21 protein-coding genes and 1 tRNA gene are annotated in these 24,822 nt (G+C 68.4%); 10 read left to right on the top strand and 12 right to left on the bottom strand.

The features are described from left to right. Positions 1-16 precede the first annotated feature (16 nt). Positions 17-1,687: a long-chain-fatty-acid--CoA ligase FadD2 gene (fadD2, locus tag ACJH5R_RS15265; protein WP_406758995.1), complete on the top strand. Its 1,671-nt coding sequence runs from the start codon at positions 17-19 to the stop codon at positions 1,685-1,687. A gap of 7 nt (positions 1,688-1,694) precedes the next feature. Here the strand turns inward: fadD2 and ACJH5R_RS15260 are convergent, their stop codons facing one another. From ACJH5R_RS15260 to ACJH5R_RS15245, 4 genes are all read right to left on the bottom strand, one after another. Further along, complete coding sequence (locus ACJH5R_RS15260) at positions 1,695-2,732, bottom strand: TQO small subunit DoxD (protein ID WP_406782303.1); 1,038 nt, start codon at positions 2,730-2,732, stop codon at positions 1,695-1,697. Positions 2,733-2,924: 192 nt separating this feature from the next. Further along, positions 2,925-5,123 (bottom strand): acyl-CoA dehydrogenase, encoded by a 2,199-nt coding sequence (locus ACJH5R_RS15255; RefSeq protein ID WP_406782302.1) that lies wholly within the window; start codon positions 5,121-5,123, stop codon positions 2,925-2,927. 56 nt (positions 5,124-5,179) lie between these two features. Then, a complete protein-coding gene (locus ACJH5R_RS15250) occupies positions 5,180-6,127 on the bottom strand; it encodes a 2-hydroxyacid dehydrogenase (protein WP_406782301.1) in 948 nt (315 codons plus the stop codon). A 2-nt stretch (positions 6,128-6,129) separates the two neighbouring features. After that, entirely contained in the window at positions 6,130-6,768 is a 639-nt protein-coding gene (locus ACJH5R_RS15245; RefSeq protein WP_406782300.1) for a TetR/AcrR family transcriptional regulator, read from the bottom strand. A 91-nt stretch (positions 6,769-6,859) separates the two neighbouring features. Here ACJH5R_RS15245 and ACJH5R_RS15240 point away from each other — a divergent pair, with 91 nt between their 5' ends. Then, complete coding sequence (locus tag ACJH5R_RS15240; protein WP_308485266.1) at positions 6,860-7,435, top strand: VOC family protein; 576 nt, start codon at positions 6,860-6,862, stop codon at positions 7,433-7,435. 8 nt (positions 7,436-7,443) lie between these two features. On the opposite strand, the gene ACJH5R_RS15235 is transcribed toward ACJH5R_RS15240, so the two are convergent. The 4 genes from ACJH5R_RS15235 to ACJH5R_RS15220 form a co-directional block, all read right to left on the bottom strand. Further along, on the bottom strand, positions 7,444-8,424 hold the full coding sequence (locus tag ACJH5R_RS15235) for an FUSC family protein (protein ID WP_406759000.1): 981 nt from the start codon (positions 8,422-8,424) through the stop codon (positions 7,444-7,446). 26 nt (positions 8,425-8,450) lie between these two features. Next, positions 8,451-10,247: a selenocysteine-specific translation elongation factor gene (gene selB / locus ACJH5R_RS15230; protein WP_406759001.1), complete on the bottom strand. Its 1,797-nt coding sequence runs from the start codon at positions 10,245-10,247 to the stop codon at positions 8,451-8,453. A 13-nt stretch (positions 10,248-10,260) separates the two neighbouring features. Then, positions 10,261-11,568, bottom strand: a complete 1,308-nt coding sequence (gene selA / locus ACJH5R_RS15225) for an L-seryl-tRNA(Sec) selenium transferase (protein WP_406782299.1) — start codon at positions 11,566-11,568, stop codon at positions 10,261-10,263. A gap of 23 nt (positions 11,569-11,591) precedes the next feature. After that, positions 11,592-11,686 (bottom strand) — tRNA-Sec (locus tag ACJH5R_RS15220). Positions 11,687-11,792: 106 nt separating this feature from the next. On the opposite strand from ACJH5R_RS15220, the gene ACJH5R_RS15215 reads away from it, so the two are divergent. The 4 genes from ACJH5R_RS15215 to ACJH5R_RS15200 are packed head-to-tail and all read left to right on the top strand — an operon-like array spanning position 11,793 to position 15,261. Continuing rightward, a complete protein-coding gene (locus ACJH5R_RS15215) occupies positions 11,793-12,698 on the top strand; it encodes a metal-dependent hydrolase (RefSeq protein WP_406759003.1) in 906 nt (301 codons plus the stop codon). A gap of 38 nt (positions 12,699-12,736) precedes the next feature. Next, positions 12,737-13,834: a PDR/VanB family oxidoreductase gene (locus ACJH5R_RS15210; RefSeq protein WP_406759031.1), complete on the top strand. Its 1,098-nt coding sequence runs from the start codon at positions 12,737-12,739 to the stop codon at positions 13,832-13,834. Then, positions 13,831-14,811, top strand: coding sequence for a selenide, water dikinase SelD (selD, locus tag ACJH5R_RS15205; RefSeq protein ID WP_406759004.1), 981 nt, complete (start codon positions 13,831-13,833; stop codon positions 14,809-14,811). Before ACJH5R_RS15210 ends, selD begins: the two co-directional genes overlap by 4 nt. A gap of 30 nt (positions 14,812-14,841) precedes the next feature. Then, positions 14,842-15,261 (top strand): hypothetical protein, encoded by a 420-nt coding sequence (locus ACJH5R_RS15200; RefSeq protein ID WP_406759005.1) that lies wholly within the window; start codon positions 14,842-14,844, stop codon positions 15,259-15,261. Between the two features lie 16 nt (positions 15,262-15,277). Here ACJH5R_RS15200 and nrfD read toward each other — a convergent pair whose 3' ends face one another. The 3 genes from nrfD to fdh are packed head-to-tail and all read right to left on the bottom strand — an operon-like array spanning position 15,278 to position 20,582. Beyond that, the gene (gene nrfD / locus ACJH5R_RS15195; RefSeq protein ID WP_406759006.1) at positions 15,278-16,333 is read right to left on the bottom strand and encodes an NrfD/PsrC family molybdoenzyme membrane anchor subunit; all 1,056 of its coding nucleotides are present in this window, start codon (positions 16,331-16,333) and stop codon (positions 15,278-15,280) included. Continuing rightward, positions 16,330-17,292: a 4Fe-4S dicluster domain-containing protein gene (locus tag ACJH5R_RS15190; RefSeq protein ID WP_406782298.1), complete on the bottom strand. Its 963-nt coding sequence runs from the start codon at positions 17,290-17,292 to the stop codon at positions 16,330-16,332. The genes nrfD and ACJH5R_RS15190 overlap by 4 nt, the downstream gene beginning before the upstream one ends. Further along, positions 17,292-20,582, bottom strand: a complete 3,291-nt coding sequence (gene fdh / locus ACJH5R_RS15185; protein WP_406782297.1) for a formate dehydrogenase — start codon at positions 20,580-20,582, stop codon at positions 17,292-17,294. The genes ACJH5R_RS15190 and fdh overlap by 1 nt, the downstream gene beginning before the upstream one ends. A gap of 89 nt (positions 20,583-20,671) precedes the next feature. Between fdh and fdhD the strand changes: the two genes are divergently transcribed. Then, entirely contained in the window at positions 20,672-21,496 is an 825-nt protein-coding gene (fdhD, locus tag ACJH5R_RS15180) for a formate dehydrogenase accessory sulfurtransferase FdhD (RefSeq protein ID WP_406782296.1), read from the top strand. Between the two features lie 155 nt (positions 21,497-21,651). Further along, a complete protein-coding gene (locus ACJH5R_RS15175; RefSeq protein ID WP_406782295.1) occupies positions 21,652-22,929 on the top strand; it encodes a hypothetical protein in 1,278 nt (425 codons plus the stop codon). Here the strand turns inward: ACJH5R_RS15175 and ACJH5R_RS15170 are convergent. Beyond that, on the bottom strand, positions 22,926-23,468 hold the full coding sequence (locus ACJH5R_RS15170) for a hypothetical protein (RefSeq protein WP_406782294.1): 543 nt from the start codon (positions 23,466-23,468) through the stop codon (positions 22,926-22,928). The genes ACJH5R_RS15175 and ACJH5R_RS15170 overlap by 4 nt on opposite strands. A 105-nt stretch (positions 23,469-23,573) precedes the next feature. Between ACJH5R_RS15170 and ACJH5R_RS15165 the strand changes: the two genes are divergently transcribed. Together ACJH5R_RS15165 and ACJH5R_RS15160 are read left to right on the top strand one after the other, a co-directional pair. Next, the gene (locus ACJH5R_RS15165) at positions 23,574-24,020 is read left to right on the top strand and encodes a hypothetical protein (RefSeq protein WP_406782293.1); all 447 of its coding nucleotides are present in this window, start codon (positions 23,574-23,576) and stop codon (positions 24,018-24,020) included. Further along, the gene (locus tag ACJH5R_RS15160) at positions 24,017-24,793 is read left to right on the top strand and encodes a hypothetical protein (RefSeq protein ID WP_406759013.1); all 777 of its coding nucleotides are present in this window, start codon (positions 24,017-24,019) and stop codon (positions 24,791-24,793) included. Before ACJH5R_RS15165 ends, ACJH5R_RS15160 begins: the two co-directional genes overlap by 4 nt. Positions 24,794-24,822 lie beyond the last annotated feature (29 nt).

Here is a 24,822-nt window from a genome sequence, read left to right as displayed (position 1 = left end):
CACATAAGGTTGTCCCATGGCTAAGCTCACTGACCTGCCCAGCCAGGCTGCAAACAAGCTCGGTCGCTATCTCGAACGCGGTGGCGCCGAGTTGCATTATCTGCGCAAGATCCTGCAGTCCGGCGCGCTGAAGCTGGAGTCCCCGCGGGTGATCGCCAGTGCACTCGCCGATGGAGCGCGCTGGGGCGAGCTGGGGATGATTCCCGCGCTCAATGCCCGTCGTAACCCGAACGGCGTCGCCGTGATCGACGACGACGGCAGCATCACGTTCAAGGAACTGGACGACGCCGTCAACGCGGTGGCCAACGGCCTGCTGGCGATGGGGGTGCGCGGCGGTGACGGCGTGGCGATCCTGGCCCGTAACCACCGCTGGTTCCTGATCGCCAACTACGGCTGCGCCCGGGTCGGTGCCCGGCTGATCCTGCTGAACAGTGAATTCTCCGGTCCGCAGATCAAAGACGTCTCCGAACGCGAAGGCGCCAAGCTGATCATCTACGACGACGAGTACACCGCCGCCGTGACGCAGGCCGAACCGACGCTGGGCAAGTTGCGGGCCCTGGGCGTCAACCCGGACACCGATGAACCGTCGGGCAGCACCGACGAGACACTGGCGCAGCTGATTGCGCGCAGCAGCAAGGCGCCGGCGCCCAAGATCACCAAGCACGCCTCGATCATCATCCTGACGTCCGGCACCACCGGTACCCCCAAGGGCGCCAACCGCAGCACCCCGCCCACGCTGGCGCCGATCGGCGGCATCCTGTCGCACGTCCCGTTCCGGGCCGGTGAAGTGACGTCCTTGCCGTCGCCGATGTTCCACGCGCTGGGCTACCTGCACGGCACGCTGGCCATGTTCTTCGGCTCGACGCTGGTGCTGCGGCGCCGCTTCAAGCCGGCCACGGTGCTGGAGGATCTGGAAAAGCACAAGGTGACCGGCATGGTCGTCGTCCCGGTCATGTTGTCGCGGATCCTCGACCAGCTGGAGAAGACCAGTCCCAAGCCGGACCTGTCGAACCTGCGGATCGTGTTCGTCTCGGGGTCGCAGCTCGGCGCCGAATTGGCGACGCGGGCCCTGAAGGACCTGGGGCCGGTCATCTACAACATGTACGGCTCGACCGAGGTCGCGTTTGCCACCATCGCCGGCCCCGCCGACCTGCAGTACAACGCCGCGACGGTCGGACCGGTGGTCAAGGGCGTCAAGGTCCGCATCCTCGACGACAACGGCAACGAACTGCCGCAGGGCCAGGTCGGGCGGATCTTCGTCGGCAACTTCTTCCCGTTCGAGGGCTACACCGGTGGCGGCGGCAAGCAGATCATCGATGGGCTGCTGTCGTCGGGCGACGTCGGCTACTTCGACGAGCGCGGGCTGCTCTATGTCAGCGGACGCGACGACGAGATGATCGTCTCCGGCGGTGAGAACGTCTTCCCGGCCGAAGTCGAGGACCTGATCAGCGGACACCCCGACGTGATCGAGGCGACCGCATTGGGCGTCGACGACAAGGAGTGGGGTGCACGGCTGCGGGCCTTCGTGGTGAAGAAAGAAGGCTCCACCGTCGACGAGGACACCATCAAGGTCTACGTCAAGGAGCACCTGGCCCGCTACAAGGTGCCACGCGAGGTGGTCTTCCTCGACGAACTGCCGCGTAACCCCACCGGCAAGATCCTCAAGCGCGAGCTCCGCGACCTGTAGGGCACGCTCAGGAGACGGTTTCGATCGCCCGTTTCCAGGTGGCGCCGCTGATGTCGGTGAGCACCAGCGTGTAGGAATGTGCGGCGTTCCACCGGGCGGGCCCGGTGTCGATGGTCAGCTGTGCTTTGGCGCCCAACGGGACGATCAGGCTGTGCGCGCCGGGTTTGACCTTGGCCACGTAGCGGTTGGCGATCGCCGCCTCGGGCAGCCGGCTGAGCTGCGCGCCGTCCAGTTGTACGACGGTATCGCCGGTGGTGTCGTCGACGACGCTGACACCGATCAGGAAGGAGCCGTACACATCCGCACCTTCGGTGCGGAACAGCTGAAATTGCAGGCCGTCGCCGGAGATATGGGCATTGGCGATCTCGACGTTTGGCGCCACTGATTTGTTGTGCAGCGGGCCGTACACCCCGCCGTGGAAATGCTGGTTGGTGAACAATGCCAACGCCAGGATGGCCAGCGAGCCGGTGAGCACCGCTGGCGCCTTGATGGTGACCTCGCCGGAGGTCAGCCAGCTGAGCCGTCGCTGGGTGAGCCGCGGATACCTCGCGGAAAGGACGCGGTCCACCGAATAGTGTCCGCCACCGCTCAGAAACAGCATGAACCCGCTGGCCACGCCCAGGATGCCGATCTGCCACTCGTCGAGGCAGGTGGTGCCCAGCCAACCGGCGCTGAGCAAGATGCCGAAGGCCAAACCCAGCACGGCCAGACTCGTGACCCTGGTGAACAAGCCGACGATCACGCAGATCCCGACGATGCCTTCCACGATGGTGAACACCGTCATCGCCACGGCGAGCAGACCGGGGTGGGTCAGGAGATGCTCGATGATCGGGCCGATGCCCAGCGCGTTCGGGAGGAAGTGATTGAACTTCTCGCCGACGTAGCCAGGCAGGTCCGGATTCAATTTGTCGTCGAGGCCGACTCGTCTCCAAAAGGCCGAGAAGTAGGTCCATCCGATGACGAGGCGGACGGGCAGTGCGAAAAGTGCGGCGGTAGCGAAAGGGCGTTCGGTGATCTTCGTTTCGTCAGCAGCGTCAGTGGTCACGTAGGCAGTCCTGAGGCAGTCGTTCCTGGCGATCTCGCCCGCCATGCTAGCAGCGCGGTCGGAGTCGTATCCGAAACCGGTTGCGCCGTCAAGCTGTTCGCGCCTGGCCGCCCGTCCCCGAGTGTGCGCTTTCGTTGGGCAAGGGACCTTTTCGCCTATGAAAGCGCACACTCGGCGCCTACCACGACCCCGTTAGGGATCGCGGGGGAGGCCCAGCAGGCGCTCGGCGATGATGTTGAGCTGGACCTCCGAGGTGCCGCCGTAGATGGTGGTGGCGCGGCTCATCAGCAGGTACTCGGCCCACTTACCGGGCAGCTGCTCACGGTCGCCGATCGCGGCATCACCGGCGAACGTACCCACCGCGAACTCGGCATAGCCCTGCCCGGTGCGCATCGACAGCAGCTTGGACACCGCCGCCGCCGGCATCGGGTCCTTGCCCGCCAGGGTCAACAGGGTCGAGCGCAGGTTGAGCAGCTTGGCGGCATGCCCTTCGGCGATCAACTGGCCGGCCCGGCGCTGTTCGCCTCCATCGAACTGGCCGTCCCGCATGAACTCCACGAAGCCGTCCAGGCTGGCCAGGAACGGCATCTCGGATCCGCCGATCGATACCCGCTCGGCCGTCAGCGTGTTGCGGCTGACCTCCCAGCCCCGGTTCACCTCGCCGAGCACCAGCTCGTCCGGGATGAACACGTCGTCGATGAACACGGTGTTGAACATCGCTCCGCCGGTGAGTTCACGCAGCGGACTGACCGTCACCCCCTCGGCCTTCATGTCCAACAGGAAGTAGGTGATGCCGTCATGTTTGGGAGCGCTCGAGTCGGTCCTGGCCAGCAGTGCTCCCCACGAGGAGAACTGCGCGGCCGACGTCCAGATCTTCTGGCCGCTGATCCGCCAGCCGCCGTCGACCTTGGTTGCCTTGGTAGTCAGGCTGGCCAGGTCCGAACCGGCACCCGGCTCGGAAAACAGTTGGCACCAGATCATTTCGCCGCGGAACGTGGGCGGGAGGAAACGCTGCTTCTGCTCGTCGGTGCCAAACGCCACGATCGACGGGATCAGCCACGCGGCGATACCCATCGCCTGGCGACGCACCCGGCCGGTGGAGAATTCCTGCTCGATGATGATCTGCTCGATCGGCTCGGCGGCCCGCCCCCACGGCTTCGGCAGGTAGGGCAACACCCAGCCGCCCTCGGCGATCGCGACCGTGCGCTCGTCGTGCGCCATGGCCTTGAGTGCAGCGACCTCGGCCCGGATCTCGGCCCGTAGCTTCTCGGTGTCGGGGTCCAGGTCGATGTCGATCTTGCGCATGCCACCGGCAGTGGCGGTATCGACCACCTGTTGCGGGTATGCGGAGCGGCTGCCGAAGGAAGCAGCCAGAATCAGTGCGCGCCGGTAGTACACACCCGCGTCGTGCTCCCAGGTGAAGCCGATTCCACCGTGCACCTGGATGCAGTCCTGGGTGCAGTGCTGCGCGGCGCTGGGCGCCAGCGTGGCCGCCACTGCCGTTGCGAACTGCACCGCAGAACCGGCAGCGTCCCAACCGTTTTCATCAGCCTCGTCGATAGCCCGGGCGGCATCCCACACCGCGGCGGTGGCCCGCTCGGTGTCGGCGATCATCTCCGCGCACTTGTGCTTGATCGCCTGGAACTGGCCGATCGGTCGGCCGAACTGCTCGCGGATCTTGGCGTAGTCCGCCGCAGTGTCGGTGGCCCAGCGGGCCACACCGACCGCCTCCGCGGACAGCAGCGTCGTGATCAGTGCGTGCGCCCGCGCCGACGAGAGGTCACGCAGGATCGCGGTGTCGTCGACCTCGACGCCGTCGGCGCGCACGTGGGCGATGGGACGCAGCGGGTCCACGCTCGTCACCGGCTCGATCTCGAGCTGCTCGGCGCGCAGCACCACCCACACCTCGGCGCCGTCGACGGCCACGGGCAGCACCAGCAACGACGCCTGCGCGGCGGCCGCCACGGCGCGGGCCTCGCCACCGATCACCAGCCCCGACCCTGAAGAGGTGCCGGTCAGTCCGGGATTGATTGTGTAGCTGGCGATCACCTCTCCGCCAGCCAGCCCGCTCAGCTCGGCGGCAGCCGGATTGTTCGCGGCGATCAGGGCGCTGGCGATTGCGGACGGCACGAACGGCCCGGGAACCGCGCCGTAGCCGAACTCGGCGAGCACCACCGCCAATTCCAGGATTCCGAAACCCTGGCCGCCGGCATCCTCGGCCAGATGCACACCCGCCAAGCCCTGCTCGGCGGCCGCCCGCCAATACGGCGGTGGATTCTGGATCGGGGTGTCCATCGCGGCGTGCAGCATCTCGGCCGGCACTGCGCGGGTCACAAACGACCGCACGGAATCGGCCAGGTCCTGATGTTCAGAGGTGATCGCTATCGGCATCGATACGCCTTTCGGTGTGTACGTATAGTCAATCTAACAACCAGTCGGTTGGTTGACTACGGTTGGTTGACGACGTGGGCCAGCGGTTGCCCATCGCGCAACCGGCGGCAGTTGTCCACAGCGGCCGCCAGGTAGCGCCGCATGGTGTCGGCGGTGTACCAGCTGACGTGCGGAGTGAGCACCACGTTCTCCAGGCTGAGCAGGGGGTTGTCCGCGGTCACCGGCTCGACGGCGAACACGTCGAGGCCGGCACCGGCCAGGCGCCCACCGCGCAGCGCGTCGGCCAGCGCGGCCTCGTCGACGATTGGACCGCGCGCGGTGTTGACTAGCACCGCCCCGGGTTTCATCCGCGCCAGGGCGGCCCGGTCGATCAAGCCCTCGGTGGCCTCGGTCAATGGAACGTGCAGCGAGACGATGTCCGAGGCGGCCAGCAGTTCTGGCAGGGGCCGCCAGCCGGGCGTGCCGTCGTCGCGGGTGCTGGTGTGCAGCACCTGCGCGCCCATGGCGGCCACGATTCCGGCCACCCGCTGCGCGATGCTGCCGAAGCCGACCAGGCCGACGGTGCAGCCGCCGATGTCGCGGCAGTGCTCGCCTAGATCGGGATCGGTCGGCCACCCGCGGACCTCCCGGGTGGCGCGATCCAGCGGCAGCAGCCGGCGCAGCACCGCGAGCATCAGCAGCACGGTGCCCTCGGCGACGGACGCGGCATTGGCGCCGGGCATATTGGCCACCGCGATGCCGCGCTGGGACGCGACGTCGACGTCGATGGTGTTGATGCCGACACCGAACTTGTGCACCAGCCGCAGTGCAGGCCCACTCAGCAGGTCGTCGCCCGAGAGCGGTCGCAGCACGTGCCAGAGCACCTCGGCGTCGGCCAGTTCACGGCGGAACGTGGCGTCGTCGTCGGCGGCGCACCACCGGATGTCCAGCCAATCGGATTCGGGTGCAACGAATTCCTCGACCTTCGGGCCGGGAATGAAATGCGCCAGGACTCTCAACGCCATGCTCAGGAATTCTCCTCGGTGTAGATCGCCCGATAGAACACGTTGGCCAGCGTGCGAATACACGCGTCATCGTCGGGGCCCTCATCGCGGGGCGTGGCGAGCTGGACATAACAGAACTGGTTGAGCATCGACACGATCGCCACCGCGAGCAATTCCGGGTCGTCATTGGGGCAGTAGCCCTCGGCTTGGGCGCGCTTGACCGTTTCAGTGATGTGGCCGACGGGAACGGCGCAGATATCCGCCCAGTACCGGGCGAAGTCGTCGTTGACCATCGCCAGCTGGGAGACCCCGATCATCTCGGCCAGCCGGTTGCGGTAGGTGTGCCAATGCGCGGCGGTGGCCTGCTCGATCCGTTCGCGGTTGGTCAGCCCGTGCCGCACCATGCTGGATGCGCGCTCACCGGCCTCATCGCGGAACCGCAGCGCCCATTCGGCGACCATCGCCTCTTTGGAGTCGTAGTAGTTGTAGAACGACGCCGCGCTTCGGCCGGCTTCGGCCGCGATGTCGGCGATGGTGGCGGCCAGAACTCCCTTGCGGGCGATCACCGCGCGCGCCGCCGAGTCGATCGCGGCTTGGGTGCGTCGGCCCCGGTGGGTGGGCAACGGGTCGCGGTGGCCGGACTGCTCGGGGCTGGTCGACACCGGAACACACTCCCTGTCTTGGTGGGGCTGGATCAAACCTGAATCTGATGTTAGATTCAGTTTCAGATCTTGACCAGAGGAGTGTCCGCACATGATCAAGCCGCACGGTGTCAACACCGAATTCGAAATCAGCGGGATCAACCACGTAGCGATGGTGTGCTCCGACATGGAACGCACCGTCGACTTCTACAGCAACACCTTGGGCATGCCCCTGATCAAGTCGCTCGACCTGCCCGCGGGTATCGGTCAGCACTTCTTCTTCGATGCCGGTAACGGGGACTGTGTGGCCTTCTTCTGGTTCCGCGACGCGCCGGACCGGGTGCCCGGGATCTCCTCGCCGGCTGCCATACCCGGAATCGGCGAGATCACCAGTGCGGTAAGCACGCTCAATCACCTGGCCTTCCATGTGCCGGCGGACAAGTTCGACGCCTACCGCCAGCGGCTGAAGGAAAAGGGTGTGCGGGTGGGCCCGGTCCTCAACCACGACGAGTCCGAGTGGCAGGCGAGCCCGACGTTGCACCCGGGTGTGTATGTCCGCTCGTTCTACTTCCAGGACCCCGACGGCATCACGCTGGAATTCGCTTGCTGGACCAAGGAATTCACCGGTGACGAGGAGCACGTCGCGCCCAAGACCGCAGCCGATCGGCGGGTCCCGGCCAGCACTTAGAAGCTGCGTCAATGCGGCGCGAGCCGGACGACCCGGTCCAGTTCGTCGATGCAGGTGTCGATGGAGGCAATTAACGCGGCGTTGCCGGAGTGTGCCACCAGCGTGTGACTGCGGGCCGATGTCGCGTGCGCCGCTGCGGCAACAGGCTCGTCACGGGTGAGGGCGGAGGCTGCCGCGGCGAGCTCGCCGACGGCTTCCCGGACCGGTTCGACGAGCGGTTCGGCGGTCCCGGTGATGGTGCGCGCCAGTTGCACCACGGAAGTGGCCAGCAGGGACAGTTGTGCGGCCTGGCGATCGGCGGCTCGCGTCGCGTCGCGCAGCGACCAGCGAAACGGGCATACCCGCGCCAACTGTTCGGCGGTACCGCGAGCTTCGGTCAGGCGAGCCAGACGGTGGTGCAGCTCGGCCGCGGCTGACAGCATCCAGTCGGAATCGCCGGTGTGGCTGTGTGTCTGGGTGAGGATGTCGTGCACCGCCGTCAACACTTCGATCCGGGCATCCCCCAGGACCACTACCGGGTTCCGGGGGAAAATCAGGATGCTGAAGGTTGCCGCGATCCCGCCGCCGACCAGCGCGTCGAACAGCCGCTCCGTTCCGATACCGCTGTGCGGCAGGGACAACACCAGGATGGCTGAGATGACCGTCTGGTTGACGAACATCGGACGGTGCTGCAGGAAACCTCGGCCGATGAGCAACGCCGCAGACAGCGAGACCAAGACGACTACCGACATCGCGATCGGCCCGGTGCCCAGCACCATGTTCACCAAGCTGCCTAATCCGATGCCCAGTCCCACCCCCACCACCATCTCGGCCGCAAGCTCTGCGCGGACCACGTTGGTCGCCCACATGCACACCGCGGCGGCGATCGGCGCGAAGAACGGGGCAGGGTGGCCGAGCACGTCGCGGGCCAGGTACCAAGCCACGCCCGCGGCGAGCGCGGTCTGCAGGATCGCCCATGCGGTGGCTCGCAGTCGCGACGTACCGATCATGTTGCCAGCAAACAGCATGTGTCGTGTCAGCGCACCACTTCCCGGTAGACCGCATCGATTCGGCGAGTCCAGCCGCGGGCATCGAGATACTCCAGCAAGGGGATCGCCACCCGCCGGGTGGTGTTCAACGCCTGCTTGGCCTGAGTGGCCGTGAAAGGCTGCGTCAGCGAAGCCAATTCACGCATCGCCAGCGCGGGCGCGGTTGGGAGCAGGACGAGATTCTCGCCGAGCCGCAACAACCGCCCGACCCGTTCAGCCGCCGCCAGCTCCCGGATACCCAGGTGCAGCGCGGCCAGATCGTCGGCCTCCGGGGCGTGAAACGGGGCCGCGGTCAGCCGGGATTCCAACTCGGCGATCGCGTACTCGGCAGGGCCGAGATCGGCACGGTCGTCCGGCACGCGAATCAGTCCGTCACGTTGTTCCAAACCCGCGGCACCTACCAGCTCATCGAGCAACGCCGCTTCGGGCAACGCAAGCAGATCCGCCGCCGCACCCCGGGACAGACCGGCGGACAGCGGATCGCGCTCTCGCAGTTCGCGCGCCGCAGTCTGCAGCCGGTCTCGCCAAGCCTTGTAGGTCGCAGGGTGCACCCACCAGCCGCCCATCACCGTCACCTCCGGCGGTGCCGGGGAGACCTCGTGTCCGAGCAACCGCAGCTGGCGCTGCGACACCGCGCCGCGGCGGGCCACCTCGGTAAGTACCCGGCGCGCCTGGTCGGCCGGATCGGAGCCGGCGAGCTCCTCGGCACGTCGGGCCGCGTCACCGCGTCGCCGCAGGGCCGGTGGATCGGCGTCGAGCACCACCACCCCGCCCAGCACGCGGCGGGCACCCGGGTCGCGCAGTACCAGACGATCGGAAAACATCAGCGGCAGAGGGTGTTCCAAAGTGATTCGGGCGTGGTCGGTGCCCAGAACCCGAAGCCGGGCGGACACCGCAGCCGTGCCGACGTGCACCACGATTCGCTCGGGTGCCTCGGTCAGGGGACAACCGGTGCTGCGCCGGACGTCGACCACTGTCGTGGTCAGCCACTCGTCGGGGCTGACCAGGGTGTCCCCGCGGCGCACCTCGCCGGCCGTCACCCCACGCAGATTGACTGCCACTCGCACCGTGGGGTGCAGTTCCGAATGCGCCTCGCCGCAGCTTTGCAGTCCTCGGACGGCCACCGCACGCAAGTGGCCGCGATCCAGCAACTGCAGGTGATCGCCGCTCGCAAGTGTGCCCGCGGTCAGGGTGCCGGTCACCACCGTCCCGGCCCCGGTGATGGTGAACGACCGGTCGACCCACAGCCGGAGGCGCCCCATGCGCAACGGTGGCGGAAGCTCGGCCAACAGGTCGTCGAGCACAGCACGCAGCGTGTCCAGGCCGGTGCCGTCCAGCGCCGAGACGGCGACGATCGGGGCGTCGTGCAGACCCGTCTGGGCCAGTTCGGCGCGGACCTGTTCGGACACCTCGGCGACACGTTGATCGCCGGCCCGGTCGACACGGGTGAGCACCACCAGTCCCCGGGTAATGCCCAGTGCCGCAATGGCGTCGCGGTGATCGTCGGACTGGGCCCGCCATCCCTCGTCGGCGGCGACCACGAAGCACACCACCGAGGCCGGTCCCAGGCCGGCGAGCGTGTTGGGCAGAAACCGTTCGTGGCCAGGGACATCGACAAAGGCCACTCGCCGTCCCGACGGCAGCGCGGTCCAGGCGAAACCCAGGTCGATGGTGAGTCCGCGCCGTCGCTCCTGCGCCCAACGGTCGGGTTCCATCCCGGTGAGCGCCCGCACCAGGGTGGATTTGCCGTGGTCGACGTGGCCGGCGGTGGCAATAACAAACATGGCCGAACGCCCCTCACCCCATCCGGTCGAGCGCGGCCCGCACCGCCGCCAGCAGCCGTCCGTCGTCGGCTTCGGGCACACAGCGCAGATCGATCAGGCAGGCGCCGTCGTGCACTCGGGGCAGCACCGCGGGATCGCCGGTGCGCAGCGGAGTGGCCGCCGCCTCGGGCAGTCGGACCGCCCAGCCCGGCAACGGGACTCCCGGCGCACCGCCGCCACCGACGCGGCCGTCGTGGGCGATGACGGTGCCGCCGACCGCGCTGGCCAACCGCTCGGCGCGCGATCGCAACTGGTCGGGATCGGCGTGCAGCGCCCGAGTCACCGGTGCGGGGGCGCCGGAGACGGTCGCCTCCAGCGCGGCGAGGGTGAGTTTGTCGGCGCGGACCGCGCGGGCCAACGGGTGTCGGGCAAGCCGGGAGATGACCCCGGCGCGGCCCAACACGATTCCGGCCTGCGGCCCGCCGAGCAGCTTGTCACCGCTGGCGGTCACGACGTCGGCGCCGTCGGCAAGCGTGGTGGCCGCATCCGGCTCGTCGGGCAGCAGCGGATCGGGGGCCAACAGTCCGCTGCCTAGATCGGCCACCAAGGCAACGTCGTGTTCGGTTGCCAGTGGCCGCAATTGCGCCAATCCCACCGACGCAGTGAAACCGTGGACGGCGAAATTGCTGGGGTGCACCTTGAGGATGCACCCGGTCTGCGGGCCGATCGCCTCGGCGTAATCGCGCAGGTGGGTGCGGTTGGTGGTGCCGACCTCGTGCAGCCTCGCCCCGGTGGAGGCGATCAGGTCCGGTAGGCGGAATCCGGCCCCGATCTCGATCAGTTCGCCCCGGCTGACCACGACCTCGCGGCCGGCGGCCAACGCGGTGGTGGCCAGCACCAGGGCCGCGGCACCGTTGTTGACCACCAGCGCGTCCTCGGCGCCCGGGCAGGCAGCCAGCAGCGCGGCGCGCGCTGCGACCCCATGTTTGGAGCGCGCGCCGGTGGTCAGGTCCAACTCGACGTCCACGTAGCCGCCGGCTGCCACCAACGCGTCGACCGCGGCGGCTGACAGCGGCGCTCGACCCAGATTGGTGTGCACCAGTACGCCGGTGGCGTTGAGGACCGGCCGTAGCGCCGTCCCCGTCCGCACTGAAATGCCCTCCAGTACGGCGCTTTCAACCTGTTCCGGTGCCAGATCGCCGCGTCGCGCTCGATCCTGGGCGTCGCGCACCAGGCCGCGGACCACGTGCTCACCGAGCCGTGCTCGGGCCGCACGAACCGGAGGCAGCATCAACAGTGCGTCGGTGCGTGGAATGGTGCGGCGCGGATCGGCGTCGGTCACGGCTCCTCCTGGCGATACGCGGCTGGCGGAGGCGGACGGGAATCGAACCCGCCAGGCCGAGCTACTCGGCCTCACCGGTTTTGAAGACCGGGGAGCCCACCAGGACTCAGACGCCTCCGCTGATCAACCTAAACCTTCAGCCGATCTTGGCGTGACAATGCCCGCTCACCGCAGAAAAACGCACCGAAATCGTGGGTAGCATGACCCCGAAGGAGGCCGTGACTATGACGAGCCAAACCAAGCCGGCGGTGGGCGGGCACACCTATGAGCCGGCCGGCGTGGAGATCCACGCCCGCAATGTCGAGTTCGACTGGTCCCAGACCCCGCTGCACTGGATCAAAGGCGAGCCGGTGGCCTCCGATGTGGTGAGCATTCTGCACCTGATCCTGCCCGAGGGCGAGCGCTGGTTCTGCGAGGTGTTCAACGAGGCGCTGCCGTACGTCAAAGACGAGGATCTGGCGCGGGCCATGCGCGGCTTCATCGGCCAGGAGGCGATGCATGCCGAGTCGCACGACAAGGCGGTGACCGAGTTCCTGGAAGCGCGCGGCGTCGATACCGGGCCCATACTGCGGCAGTTCGAGTACTTGTTCCGCAAGCTGCTGGCGCCGCGCAGCCAGCGGTTCGCCCGCACCCGATACAACGACATGGTGCAGCGGCTGTGGCTGATCGCGGCGATCGAGCACTACACCGCGATCCTGGGCGACTTCGTGCTGAACTGCTCGTGGGACGACTACGACGTCGACCCGACGATGGCCGACATCTGCCGCTGGCACGGTGCCGAGGAGATCGAACATCGCTGTGTGGCACACGATGTGGCGAACTACTTTCACCCCGGCTACCTGAACCGGTGCCGAGCGATGGTGGTTGGCCTGGCCTATCTGGTGTTGATGATTCACCGGGCGATCGGATTCATGTGCCGCTCCGACGCCACCATCAGCCATTCCTATTTCTGGCTGTGGCGTCAGTACCTGCGCGGGTCGCGGCGCAACATCCTGCCCCAGCTGCGGCAGGTGCTCAAATACACCTTCGTCTACTTCAAGCCGTCGTTCGACCCCGCCTCCATCGGCTCCACCGCGCAGGCCGTCGCCTACCTGGCGACGTCGCCGGCAGCACGGAGGGCGCGGCGTTGACGTCAGGGCACGACGCCGCGGGATCACGATTCCGGCCGCTGGGCGAGATTCCGGCCGACATTCCACCGCAGCTGTACGGGCGGTGGCGCCACGACCCCCTGCTGCGGGTCTCGAATCTGCTGGCCAAGATCGCGTTCCCGGCGTTCAGCGTGTTGATGCGGCGCTGGAAACTGGCCGAGCCGGATCGCACCCGCGAGTTGCGGGTGGCCCGACGCGAGATCGTCGCGCACGACAAAGATGTGGTGGCGCTGACCCTGGTCGCCATCGACGGCAAGCCGCTGGCCCGCTGGACACCCGGCGCGCACCTGGACCTGCTACTGCCCTCGGGCAAGATGCGGGAGTACTCGCTGTGCGGGGATCCCGCCGACTCCGACAGCTACCGCATCGCGGTGCGCCGCATCCCCGACGGCGGTGGGGGGTCGATCGAGGTGCACGACACGTTGCAACCGGGCACCACTGTCACGATCAAGGGTCCCCGCAACGGTATGCCGATGGCCGTTCCCGGTTTCGGTTCGCCGGCGCAGCGTCTGCGGTTCGTCGCCGGCGGTATCGGGATCACCCCGATCCTGCCGATGATGCGCGCCGCCGAGCGCCTGGGTCTGGACTGGTCGATGATCTACACCGGCCGTTCGGCCGACACCATCCCGTTCATCGATGAGGTGCAGCAGTTCGGCGACAAAGTGGCCGTCCGCACCGACGACACGCATGGGCTACCGACGGCCGCCGATCTGATCGGCGATGCGCCGGTGCCGACGGCGCTCTACGCGTGTGGCCCGCCGGCGATGCTCGAGGTGCTCCGCCAGGGCCTGATCGGCCGTACAGACGTGGAGCTGCACTATGAACGGTTCTCTGCCCCACCGGTTCTGGATGGCAAGCCGTTCACCGTCACCCTCGCCAAAACCGGCACCGTCGTCCCCGTCGACGCCGAGCAGACCGCGTTGGCAGCGATCCTGCAGGTCAACCCGGCTACCCCCTACTCGTGCAAGCAGGGATTCTGCGGCACCTGCCGGGTGCGGGTGCTCGACGGGGAGATCGACCACCGAGATCAGACCCTGACCGATACCGAGCGTGCCAACGGCGACATGCTGATCTGCATCTCCCGTGCTGCCGGCGACCACCTCATCATTGACGCATGACCGAACTGCGATTGACCGGCTACGCCCACGGCGGCGGCTGCGCATGCAAGATTCCCCCCGGTGAGCTGGAGGAGGCGGTACGCGGCCTGACCGGGCAGTCCGGGAAGAACGTTCTGGTGGGCCTCGACGACGGCGACGACGCTGCGGCCGTACTGGTCCGCGACGACCTCGCGGTGCTGTCCACCGCGGACTTCTTCACCCCCGTCGTCGACGACGCCTACGACTGGGGCCGGATAGCCGCCGCCAACGCGCTCTCGGACATCTATGCGATGGGCGGGCGCCCGGTGGTCGCGATCAACTTGGTCGGCTGGCCGCGGGAACGGCTGCCCCTGGAGTTGATGACCGAGGTGTTGCGCGGCGGGCTGGCGGTGGCCGAGCAGGCGGGCTGCCCGGTGATCGGCGGCCATTCCATCGACGATCCCGAACCCAAATACGGCATGGCGGTCACCGGGGTAGCCGACCCGACCAAGCTGCTGCGCAACGACGCCGCGCGGCCTGGCCTGCCGCTGACCTTGACCAAGCCGCTGGGAGTGGGACTGCTCAACAACCGGCACAAACGCACCGGCGAGGTGTTCGACGAGGCGATCGCGACCATGGTCGGGCTCAATCGAGACGCCGCCGAATCCGCAGTGTCGCTGGGGGTGCGGGCGGCGACCGACGTCACCGGCTTCGGGCTGCTCGGCCACCTGTACAAGATGTGCCGCGCGTCGGGGGTGGGTGCGGTGCTCGACGGATCCGCGGTGCCACTGATCGCCGGCGCACGCGAAGCCCTGCGCGATGGCTACGTCTCCGGTGGCACGCGCCGCAACCTGGACTGGGTGCGTCCGCACCTGCGCCCCGGCCCCGGGGTCACCGAGGACGATCTGCTGCTGCTGGCCGACGCCCAGACCTCCGGGGGCCTGCTGGTCGTCGGCGAGTTGCCCGGCCACCCCGTGATCGGACATACCGTGGCGGCCAGCGGAATTGACATCCTATGAGGGGGAACTCTGATAGGTTCCTCGATCACCATGAACCTTTCTCGGCGCGCCGTTCGCAACTCGTCCCGCGCGGCGGCAGTGTGCGCTGCCGCAGTCATCACCGCCGGTCCCGCATACGCTGATCCGCCGTTGCTCAACGGCGAATACCAGGGCGGTGACCAGGAGTTCGCCTGGACGATCGCAACCAGCTGTAGTCAGGCCGACTGCAACGGAACGGTGTCCAGTAATCAGGGCTGGACCAGTCCCATGAGCCTGGTCGACGGGCACTGGCAGTTCAGTGTCACCAAGCCGGACGGGGGGATCTGCGCGGACGGCAACTATGCACCGGCAATCATTCGGGTGTCGATCGACCCGGTATCGCTCGGCGGCGTGGTCACGACCAGCTCCGATGGCGAATGTCCGGGAAGTGCGCTGTCCTCCAGGCCCTTTCAGCTACACCAGCTCGGTTGAGACATTCCGGCAGGTCCTAATCAGCCGTGGTGATCGAATCCCCGGTGATCCCCGCCGCCTGGCGCTCCGCCAGCCGGCGCTTCTGCGGCTCGATGGTGTATCGCGGGTCCTTCGCCGAGGCCATGCCGGCTTCGAACACCCCGAAGCGGGTCAGCGCGGAGGCGCCCAGCAGCGCCAGCCCCGACAATGCCGCCACACCGCGGTGACGCCCGCCCAGGAGCGTCCCGATACCTCCGGCGATCGCCAACCGTTCGCTCCAGCGCAGCATCGCCCCGGCCCGGCCCTCGTGTAGCGGTTCCGCTGCGATCGGGTCCATCCGGTGCTCCATGGCCCGGGTGGCAATGACATCGCCGAGCACCCCGAGCACGGCCAATCGGCGGGCCGGCCCGGCCTCACGCACCGGGGTGGTCAGCATGGCCAAGCCGCCCGAGGCCAGGCTCGCCGAGCTGACGAACACGAACGGCAAGTCGCGGTGCGCGCCGTGCCAGGTCGGGGTCGCGGTGTCGCCCAGCAACACCGCGGTATAGACGGCCAGCGGCGCCGCGAACACCGCGGCCTCCAAGCCGGCCGGCCCCTCTGCCGCCTGCAGCACGCCGCGTAGCGGGCCCAGCGGTAATCGCTTTCCGGTCAACCGATCCAGCTCGGCGGCCGCCGCCACCGACGTGCCCGCGCCGAACCCCGACAGGATCCACGAGCCCAGGCTCATCGGCGACGTCAGCTTGATGGTGCGCAGCATGTTGACGAAGCGCTCCGGACGGCCGAGGTCGCTGATCAGGGCCGCCGCACTCAACACGATCGCCCCCAGTGCGGCCAGCCGGGAGTTGCGCCGCAACACTTTTCGTCCGGTCAGCTGGGCGCCGGCGGCCAGCAGACCGGATCCCCCCGCCACACCGCCGAGAAACAGGTAGGCGGCGATCTCGTGTGACCACGGTGCGGGTTTGACCACCGGACGGCCGTAGTAGGAGCTGAACTGCACGTCGGGGACCATCGGCATCTCGCGGCCACCGTCACCACCGCCTCGGCGTCGGCGCCTGCCGCCGCCGCGGCGCGGACCATCGGACACCACGTTCATGAGCGTCCCCCGAGGAAGGCGACCGCCTCGGCGGCAAGCATGCCCGCCGCGGCCAGCGCCGATCGCTTGAACATCGTCGGCAGGTCGGCGGTGCCCACCCGCGGGTCGGGCGGCAGCCCGTACACCTCCGGCTCGTCGAGCAACAGGAAGACCGAGCCGGTGCCGCCGACACCGTCATGCTCATTGGCGCCGTAGAGCCGGGCCTCGGTGCGGCCCTGGGCATGCAGCTGGGCCACCCGCTGCCGGGCCCGCTGCACCAGGTCATCGTGATCACCGAACCGGATGGACTCCGTCGGGCAGGTCTGCGCGCACGCCGGCGGCTGGCCGTCGACCAGCCGGTCGTAACAGAGTGTGCACTTCTGGGCGACCCCGGTGTTGGGCACCGGTTCGGGGGCGCGGGCACTCTTCGGCGCGGCGGTGCCGTCGGTGCGACGCTCGATCACCCCGAACGGGCACGCCGGCACACAGTTGCCGCAGCCATTGCAGACGTCGGCCTGCACCACCACCGTGCCGAACTCGGTGCGAAACAGCGAGCCCGTCGGGCACACGTCCAGGCACCCCGCGTGCGTGCAGTGCTTGCAGACGTCCGAGGACATCAGCCAGCGGAACTGATCGGTGTCGGGAGGAGCGACATCCGCCGTCTCGCCGGGCATCTTCGGCAGACCCAGGCTGATCAACTGCCGGCCGGATTCGCGGGCCTCCTCGATGCGGTCACGGTTCTGCTCGATGAACGCCACATGCCGCCATGTGCTGGCGCCCAGCGCACCGGTGTTGTCGTAGGACGAGCCGAGCAGCTCCAGCGGGCCGTCCTGCGGGTTGTGGTTCCACTCCTTGCACGCCACCTCGCAGGCCTTGCAGCCGATACAGATCGAGGTGTCGGTGAAGAACCCCTTGCGTGGGTGTTGCGGCGACCACCGGGCGTCGGCGGCGGGGTCGGTCGGTCCGGACAGTTGGCCCATCAGTCCCGCCCTTCTGGATCGACAGCGGCATTGCCGGTCTCCGGTGTTGTGCCGGAACGGCTTTGATACTCCGAGATCAGGCGCAGCAGCGCCTCACCGTGCGGCCGCCGGCCCGGTTGGATATCGCATGAGCCGGCCTTGGACTCCTGGATCTGCACGTTGGGGTCCAGGGTCACCCCGAGCAGATCGTTGGCGGCGTCGCCGCTGACCACCGCGTCGCCGCCGACCCCCCAGTGGTAGGGCAGCCCGATCTGGTGCACCGTGTGGCCGCCCACGATCAGTGGCGTCATCCGGTCGGTCACCAACACCCGGGCCTCGATCGCCGCCCGCGGCGAAATGATGGTGGCCCAGCCGAAGTTCTCCAGACCCCGTTCGGCGGCCAGCGCGGGGGAGACCTCGCAGAACATCTCCGGCTGCAGCTCGGCCAGGTACGGCAGCCAGCGGCTCATGCCGCCGGCGGTGTGATGCTCGGTGAGCCGGTAGGTGGTGAACACATAGGGATAGACATCGGCGCCCGGCTCACCGGCGCTGGGTGCCGACAGGTTGTCCTTGCGGGGGAACGTGATTCGGGCGGGGTTGCGCTGTTGACGATAGACGGCGTTGGCTACCGGCGACTCCTGCGGCTCGTAGTGGGTGGGCAACGGCCCGTCCACCACGCCCTTGGGTGCGAACAGCCAGCCCTTGCCGTCGGGCTGCATGACGAACGGGTCGTCGCCGGCCAACGCATCCGGGCCGCCCAACGCCGGATCCGGTCGAGCGCCCGGCGCGCGATCGACCACGAAGTCGGGCACGTCCTTGCCGGTCCAACGGCCGGCCGCCGCATCCCACCACACGTAGCGTTTGCGTTCGCTCCACGGCACCCCGTCCGGGTCCGCCGACGCGCGGTTGTAGAGGATCCGCCGATCGGCCGGCCAGGCCCAGCCCCACTCCGACTGGTTAGGGCTCGGCCCGCCGCGCGGTACACGGCGGGCGGCCTGGTTGACGCCGTCGGCGTACACCCCGGAATAGATCCAGCAGCCGCCGGCGGTGGAACCGTCGGCGCGCAGCTCGGTGAAACCCGAGACGCAACGACCGGCATCTGGACCGGTGAGCTGATGACCGTTGATCTCGGCCAGCACGAACTCCGGATCGGGATCACCGTGGGCGTCGACCGGGTAGTCCCAGACCAGGTCCAACAGCGGTCGGTCCCGCGGATCAGTCGACCCGGTGAGGTGAGCACGAATTCGGTTGCCCAGCTTGATGAAGAACTCCAGCTCACTGATGCAGTCCCCTGGCGGGGCGACGGCCTGATGGCGCCATTGCAACAGACGCTGGGTCTGGGTGAACGTCCCGGCCTTCTCAACGTGGCTGGCCGCCGGCAGGAAGAACACCTCGGTCTCGTTGTCCTGCGCGCGCAGCTCGCCGGAGGCGATCTCCGGGCCGTCCTTCCACCAGGTGGCCGACTCGATCAGGTTCAGGTCCCGCACCACCAGCCACTTCAGGTGCGACATGCCCAACCGTTGTTGACGGCCGTTGGCCGAACCGACGGCCGGGTTCTGGCCGAGCAGGAAATAGCCCTCCACTTCGTCGTTCAGCATTCCCGTCACGGCCTGGTAGGTGCCGTGCGGTCCGGTCAGCCGGGGCAGGTAGTCATAAGCCCAGTCGTTGTCGGCGGTCGCAGCGTCCCCCCACCACGCCTTGAGCAGGCTGACCAGATACGCGTCGGCGTTGGCCCAAAAGCCCTTCTGGCTCTTCGATCCAACGCGGTCCAGGTACTGGCGCAGGGTGTCGTCGCGCCCAGCCTTGGGCATCGGCAGATAGCCGGGCAGCATGTCGTAGAGCGTGGGGATATCGGTGGAGCCCTGAATGCTGGCGTGCCCGCGCAGCGCCATGATCCCGCCGCCAGGCCGGCCCACGTTGCCCAACAGCAGCTGCAGGATTGCCGCGGTGCGGATGTACTGGGCGCCCAGGGTGTGTTGCGTCCAGCCCACCGCGTAGGCGAAGCAGGTGGTGCGTTCGCGCCCCGAGTTGGCCGTGACCGCGGCCGCCAGGTAGTCGAACATCGTGGTGTCGATACCGCAGACGTCGCGGACCATCTCCGGTGTATAGCGCGCGTAGTGCCGCTTGAGGATCTGGAAAACCGTGCGCGGGTGCTGCAGCGTTTCGTCGCGTTGCACGCGGGCGTGGTCCAGTGCCGGGCCACCGCTGCCGAGCGTCTCACCGACCGAGCGCGCCGATGCGCTGGCGCCGTGCTCATGGCCGCCCCCGGGCGAGCCGATGTCCTCCTCGTAGACTCCTCGACTTTGGTACGCCCAGCTCGACGGGTCGTACTGCCCGGTCTGCGGGTCGAAGCCGGAGAACAACCCGCCCAGGTCCTCGGTGTCGCGGAAGTCCTCGCTGACCAGCGTCGCGGCATTGGTGTAGGCAAGCACGTAGTCACGGAACCACAGGTCGTGGGTGAGCACATGGTTGATCAGGGCACCCAACAGCACCACGTCGGAGCCGGCTCGGATCGGAATGTGCTTGTCGCACACCGCCGACGTGCGGGTGAACCGCGGGTCGACGTGGATCACCACCGCGCCGCGGGCTTTGGCCTCCTCCACCCACTGGAACCCCACCGGGTGGCACTCGGCCATGTTCGAGCCCTGGATGACGATGCAGTCGGCATTCGCCATGTCTTGCAATGTTTGCGTCGCTCCACCGCGACCGAAGGAGGCTCCCAGACCGGGAACCGTGGCGGAGTGTCAAATACGAGCTTGGTTGTCGACCTGTATGACGCCCGCAGCGGTGAAGAGTTTCTTGATGACGTAGTTCTCTTCGTTGTCCAGCGTCGCGCCGCCCAGCGAGGCGATGCCCATGGTGCGCCGCAACGGCCGGCCGTCGGCATCGTGGTCCTGCCATGCGTTGCGCCGCGAAGCGATGAACCGCTCGGCCACCATGTCGATGGCGGTGTCCAGCTCCAGCGGCTGCCACTGCGTGGCGCGGGGAGCCCGGTAGAGCACGGTGATCTGCCGGCCGGGCGAGTTGACCAACTGTTCGCTGGCCGACCCCTTCGGACACAGGCGCCCACGTGAGATCGGTGAGTTGGGATCGCCCTCGATCTGCACGACCTTCTCGTCCTTGACGTAGACGCGCTGGCCGCAGCCGACCGCGCAATACGGGCAGACGCTGCTCACCACGCGGTCGGCGGTAGCGGTTCGCGGCGCGATACTGCGGGTGCGTTCGGAGGTGACCGCCGGCCCACGGCCGAACACGTCGCCGGTGCGCAGTTGCCGGATTACCGGCCACTCCAGGAATTTTCGCTGAACCATTCCTGCAGCGTAGTCCCGTGGTGTTCGCGCGACGCGCTGTTCCGCGGCAACCGGGCGCGTATGAGAACCCGACCCGCGATGATGGAGCGATGAGTCGGATAACGCAGCGTCGGCGGGTCAGCCGCCTGGTCGCAGGGGATGCGACGCAGCGGCCCGAGACGCTGGCGGTGGAGGAACCACTGGAGATCCGGCTGGGCGGCGTCCCGCTCACCGTCACGATGCGCACACCCGGTTCGGATATAGAGCTGGCGCAGGGTTTTTTGCTCTCCGAGGGCATCATCGCCGGGCGTGACGATGTGGTGAGCGCGCGGTACTGCGGCGAGTCGGCGACCCCCAACACCTACAACGTGCTCGATGTGACGCTGGCGCCGCATGTGCCGCCCCCGGCGGTGGACATCTCCCGCAATTTCTACGCCACCTCGTCCTGCGGGATCTGCGGTAAAGCCTCACTGGACGCGGTACGCCTTGCCAGCCGGTACCAGCCGGGCGACGACCCGGTCCATGTTTCAGCGGCGGAGCTGACCGCGATGCCCGATCAACTGCGAGCCGCGCAGGACGTCTTCGCCAGCACCGGGGGTCTGCATGCCGCAGCGCTGTTCGACGTCACCCACGGCGGCGCGATGTTGGTGGTGCGCGAGGACATCGGCCGCCACAACGCCGTCGACAAGGTGATCGGTTGGGCGCTCGAGCGGCACCGGATACCGCTGTCCGGGACGGTACTGCTGGTGAGTGGGCGGGCATCGTTCGAGCTGACCCAGAAGGCGGTGATGGCCGGGGTGCCGGTCCTGGCCGCCGTCTCGGCGCCGTCGTCGTTGGCGGTCGACCTGGCGGTCGAATGCGGGCTGACGCTGGTCGCGTTCCTTCGGGGTGACTCGATGAATGTGTACAGCCGGGACGACCGCATCGTCGGCTGATCGGCAGCTCGGCTACGCCGCGCAATCGCGAAAAAACCGGAGTGCATGGGCCGCAATGGCGGAAGATAACGGCCCATCCGTGTTGCTTTTTCGGTTTCAGGGATTAGTGTGACGAGACTGAGTAAACCCTGGTCGGAAACCCGAGGAGGTGCTCGATGGCCAGTCGCCGTCAGGACCGGAGTCGCCTGTTCGGCAGGCGTCTGAGCAGCGCCGGCGCCACGTCCGGAGCGTTCCTGATCGCCGCCGTAACGCCGATCGGCCTCGCGCCGACCGCACACGCCGATCTGTGGGATCTGTTCGTCGACCCGATCGCAGACGTCGTCGACGGCGGGCCGGCTGCCGACCCGTTCGGGGACTTCGGCGATCTGGGACTGGGCAGTGCCGAGGCCGGACCGCTGGACTTCTGGCAGTCGATCAACGACTCGCTGCAGGAATGGCTCGCCAGTGCTTCGGGCATGCAGCTGGCCGAGATGATCAACCAGCCGTTTGTGTATCTGTTCGGGCGCGACCTGATCGGCAACGGCCTCGACGACTTCACCGACGCCAACACGTCGCTGTTCGGCAGCTCGGGCATCTTCGGTGACCTCGGTGACGGCGGATTCCTGTTCGGCAACGGCGGGGCCGGGGCCGCGGGTGAGGTAGGCGTGAACGACGGGGTCGGCTGGGCGGGCGGCTCGGCCGGGATGTTCGGCGACGGCGGCGACGGTGGTGCGGGTGCGGCGGGCGCGGCGGGTGGTGCCGGCGGCGACGGCGGCAGCATGTTCGGCAACGGGGGCAATGGGGGCGCCGGTGGTGATTCCACCGGCATCGCGGTCCCCGGCGGTGACGGCGGCGCGGGCGGAAACGCCGGCTCCTGGTTCGGCAACGGCGGGAACGGCGGTGACGGCGGCCTGGGCTTGCTGGGCGTCCAAGGGGTGTCCGCTGGGGCCGGGAGCGCCGCCGGCAACGGTGGCGCCGGCGGTAATGGCGCATCTCTGGGCTACGGCAACGGTGGTAACGGCGGTGCCGGCGGCACAGGTGGCGACGGGGCCGCGGTGAGTGGCAGCGGAACCGGCGGCGGTGGCGGCGGTGGCGGTGGTGGCGGCGGTGGAGGAGGCGGCGGAGGCGGCGGCGCCTCGGGCACCAATACCGCGGGCGGCAACGGTGGTCGCGGTGGCGCGGGTGGCAGCGCCGCCCTGATATCGGGCAACGGCGGCAACGGCGGTGACGGCGGCAACGGCGGTTACGCCGGAATCAGGGGGCCCGACAGCCCCGGGGGCCAGGGTGGCGCCGGTGGCCAAGGCGGCGCGGGCAGCATCGGCGGGAGCAACGGGGAAGCCGGCACCACCGGGAACACGCCGGGCAGCCATGGCGGCGGCGGTGGCGGATGCGTCCCCAACCCCGGTGGCGGCGGCCCGGGCGGCCCGGGCAGCGGTACCGGCTGTAACTCCTAGCGGGTTTGCGGGGCTGCCCAGTCGATCGCGGCGGCCATCACCCAACCGAGGACTCCGGCCACCAGGCCGAAGCCGAGGTGATACAGCGCCTTGTCGCCCAGGCCCACCATGCTCGCATGGTGACCGCCGATGAGCCCCGTCGCAATCGGAACAGCAAGCGCGACAAGGTGTATCGGAGCCGCGGCCAGCGCGATCAGCCATCGGCGGCTTCGCACGGCCGGGTTGGTTGTCAGCAGGCAAAGGAACGCCGCGGCGCCCAGGTAGCGAACCCCGGCCCAGGGGCCGGGACCGGACTGCAGTAACACGGTGGCTGCCGTGGATGCCGCCCCCACCGCGAGCACCGTCTGAGGCCGTCGCGCGGTGAGGGCGACCGCTACCAGCAGGGTCAGCCACACCAGGCCGCGATGCCCCGGCAATCCCAGCGGCATCCGCATGTCGGACGCCCACGTGATCACCAGGGCCGCCGCGGCCGGGAAGACGACGTCGCGGGCCACGAGCAGGCTGGTCGGTCTCCGCACGGTCCACGGCATCACGGTCATCGCCTCAAGGTAGGCCTCGCCGACCGCGCTGCACAACCTCAGTTGAGGGTCAGATGGCTGTGTGGACACTTGAATACGTGGCGACGCCTGCTTACGGTCATGCACATGCGGTCATCTGCTGTGCGCCTGGTCGGGCTGGGTCTAGCGGCGCTTGTCGCCGGCGCTGCCGTGGCGGGGTGCGCCGCCGACTCCGATACCGACACGTCGACGGGGTATCGCCTGGTGATCCGGCAGGACGGCCGAGTGCTGGACGAGTTCGATCTCGCCCGGCTGGGTGGCCTGCCGCAGACCGAGATCGCCACGCCGCAATCTCACGGAAGTCCCGTGCAGCGCGGCCCAGCGGTGCGCGCGGTACTCGACGCCGCCGGGGCCGACGCGATCCGCAGTGTTCGAGTCGAAGGACGTGACCCGGCGCAGACACTGACCGCCGCCGAGCTCACCGACCAGGTCGTGTTGAGTTTCACCAAACGCGACACGCTCAAACTGGCCGGTGCCGAACTCGAGCGCGACCGGTGGGTTCGCGATGTCAGCACTGTGGTCGTCAACCCGTGACGGTTTTTGCCGGTGTCGATCTGCTGATCGGCATCGACGACACCGATGACCAGTTCAGTCCCGGTACCGGCCGGCGTGCCCGGGCGCTGTTGCGGGAGTTGGCCGCTGCCGGGCTGGGTAGCGAGGCCGGAGCCACCCGGCATCAACTCCTCGTCGACGACCGCGTCCCCTACACATCGCACAATTCCAGCGCCTGCCTGGCCTGGCGCAGCCCCGGCGCCGACCCGCACGCGGTGCGCGACCAGATCATCGACTTCGTCGCCGGATTCCTGGAACGGGTCTGTCCGCCGGCCGCCGATCCCGGTCTGGCGGTAGCGATTCCGGCGGATGTGCCAGACGTCGGCCCACTGGTGGAGTTCGGTGGGCGGGCCAAACGAGAAGTGCTGCAGCGGGCGCATGCCCGTCGCCTCGGCGATGAACTGGGTGTCCACGTGTCCGGGCACGGCGGCACCCACGACGGGGTGTTGGGGGCCTTGGCGGCGGTCGGTCTGCAACTCTCCGGTGACGATGGCCTGTTCATCACGCTGCCGGGGTTGGGGAATCTGCCCACCGAGGCGACCGTCGACGAACTGCTGGCCAGTGTGCCCATTGACGATGTCCGTGACGGCAGCGACCGCCGTCCGGCGCCGGGAGAAGTGATCGAGTTGGGCGACTGGGTTCGGCCCGTCCTGCTGCGGGGGCGCGCCGTGCTGCTGCTGGACCCGCCCGTGCGGTGCGCCGATGGCAGTCTTCGTTGGCGCACCGCACCGCGGTCGGTGGTCAAGAAGCATTGAGGTGTATCCGCAGTTACGGGAACGACAAG

This window comes from Mycobacterium sp. SMC-19, assembly GCF_045310815.1.
Classification (GTDB): Bacteria; Actinomycetota; Actinomycetes; order Mycobacteriales; family Mycobacteriaceae; genus Mycobacterium.
The sequence above is the reverse complement of the archived record's forward strand: the minus strand, read 5'-3'. Positions and strand labels throughout refer to the sequence as shown.

Bases quoted from the DNA above. Each gene is read 5' to 3' on its own strand.
- fadD2 (WP_406758995.1), top strand. From the start codon at position 17: ATGGCTAAGCTCACTGACCTGCCCAGCCAGGCTGCAAACAAGCTCGGT.
- ACJH5R_RS15255 (WP_406782302.1), bottom strand. From the start codon at position 5,123: ATGCCGATAGCGATCACCTCTGAACATCAGGACCTGGCCGATTCCGTG.
- ACJH5R_RS15250 (WP_406782301.1), bottom strand. From the start codon at position 6,127: ATGGCGTTGAGAGTCCTGGCGCATTTCATTCCCGGCCCGAAGGTCGAG.
- ACJH5R_RS15240 (WP_308485266.1), top strand. From the start codon at position 6,860: ATGATCAAGCCGCACGGTGTCAACACCGAATTCGAAATCAGCGGGATC.
- ACJH5R_RS15235 (WP_406759000.1), bottom strand. From the start codon at position 8,424: ATGATCGGTACGTCGCGACTGCGAGCCACCGCATGGGCGATCCTGCAG.
- selB (WP_406759001.1), bottom strand. From the start codon at position 10,247: ATGTTTGTTATTGCCACCGCCGGCCACGTCGACCACGGCAAATCCACC.
- ACJH5R_RS15215 (WP_406759003.1), top strand. From the start codon at position 11,793: ATGACGAGCCAAACCAAGCCGGCGGTGGGCGGGCACACCTATGAGCCG.
- selD (WP_406759004.1), top strand. From the start codon at position 13,831: ATGACCGAACTGCGATTGACCGGCTACGCCCACGGCGGCGGCTGCGCA.
- ACJH5R_RS15200 (WP_406759005.1), top strand. From the start codon at position 14,842: ATGAACCTTTCTCGGCGCGCCGTTCGCAACTCGTCCCGCGCGGCGGCA.
- nrfD (WP_406759006.1), bottom strand. From the start codon at position 16,333: ATGAACGTGGTGTCCGATGGTCCGCGCCGCGGCGGCGGCAGGCGCCGA.
- ACJH5R_RS15190 (WP_406782298.1), bottom strand. From the start codon at position 17,292: ATGGGCCAACTGTCCGGACCGACCGACCCCGCCGCCGACGCCCGGTGG.
- fdhD (WP_406782296.1), top strand. From the start codon at position 20,672: ATGAGTCGGATAACGCAGCGTCGGCGGGTCAGCCGCCTGGTCGCAGGG.
- ACJH5R_RS15175 (WP_406782295.1), top strand. From the start codon at position 21,652: ATGGCCAGTCGCCGTCAGGACCGGAGTCGCCTGTTCGGCAGGCGTCTG.
- ACJH5R_RS15170 (WP_406782294.1), bottom strand. From the start codon at position 23,468: ATGACCGTGATGCCGTGGACCGTGCGGAGACCGACCAGCCTGCTCGTG.
- ACJH5R_RS15165 (WP_406782293.1), top strand. From the start codon at position 23,574: ATGCGGTCATCTGCTGTGCGCCTGGTCGGGCTGGGTCTAGCGGCGCTT.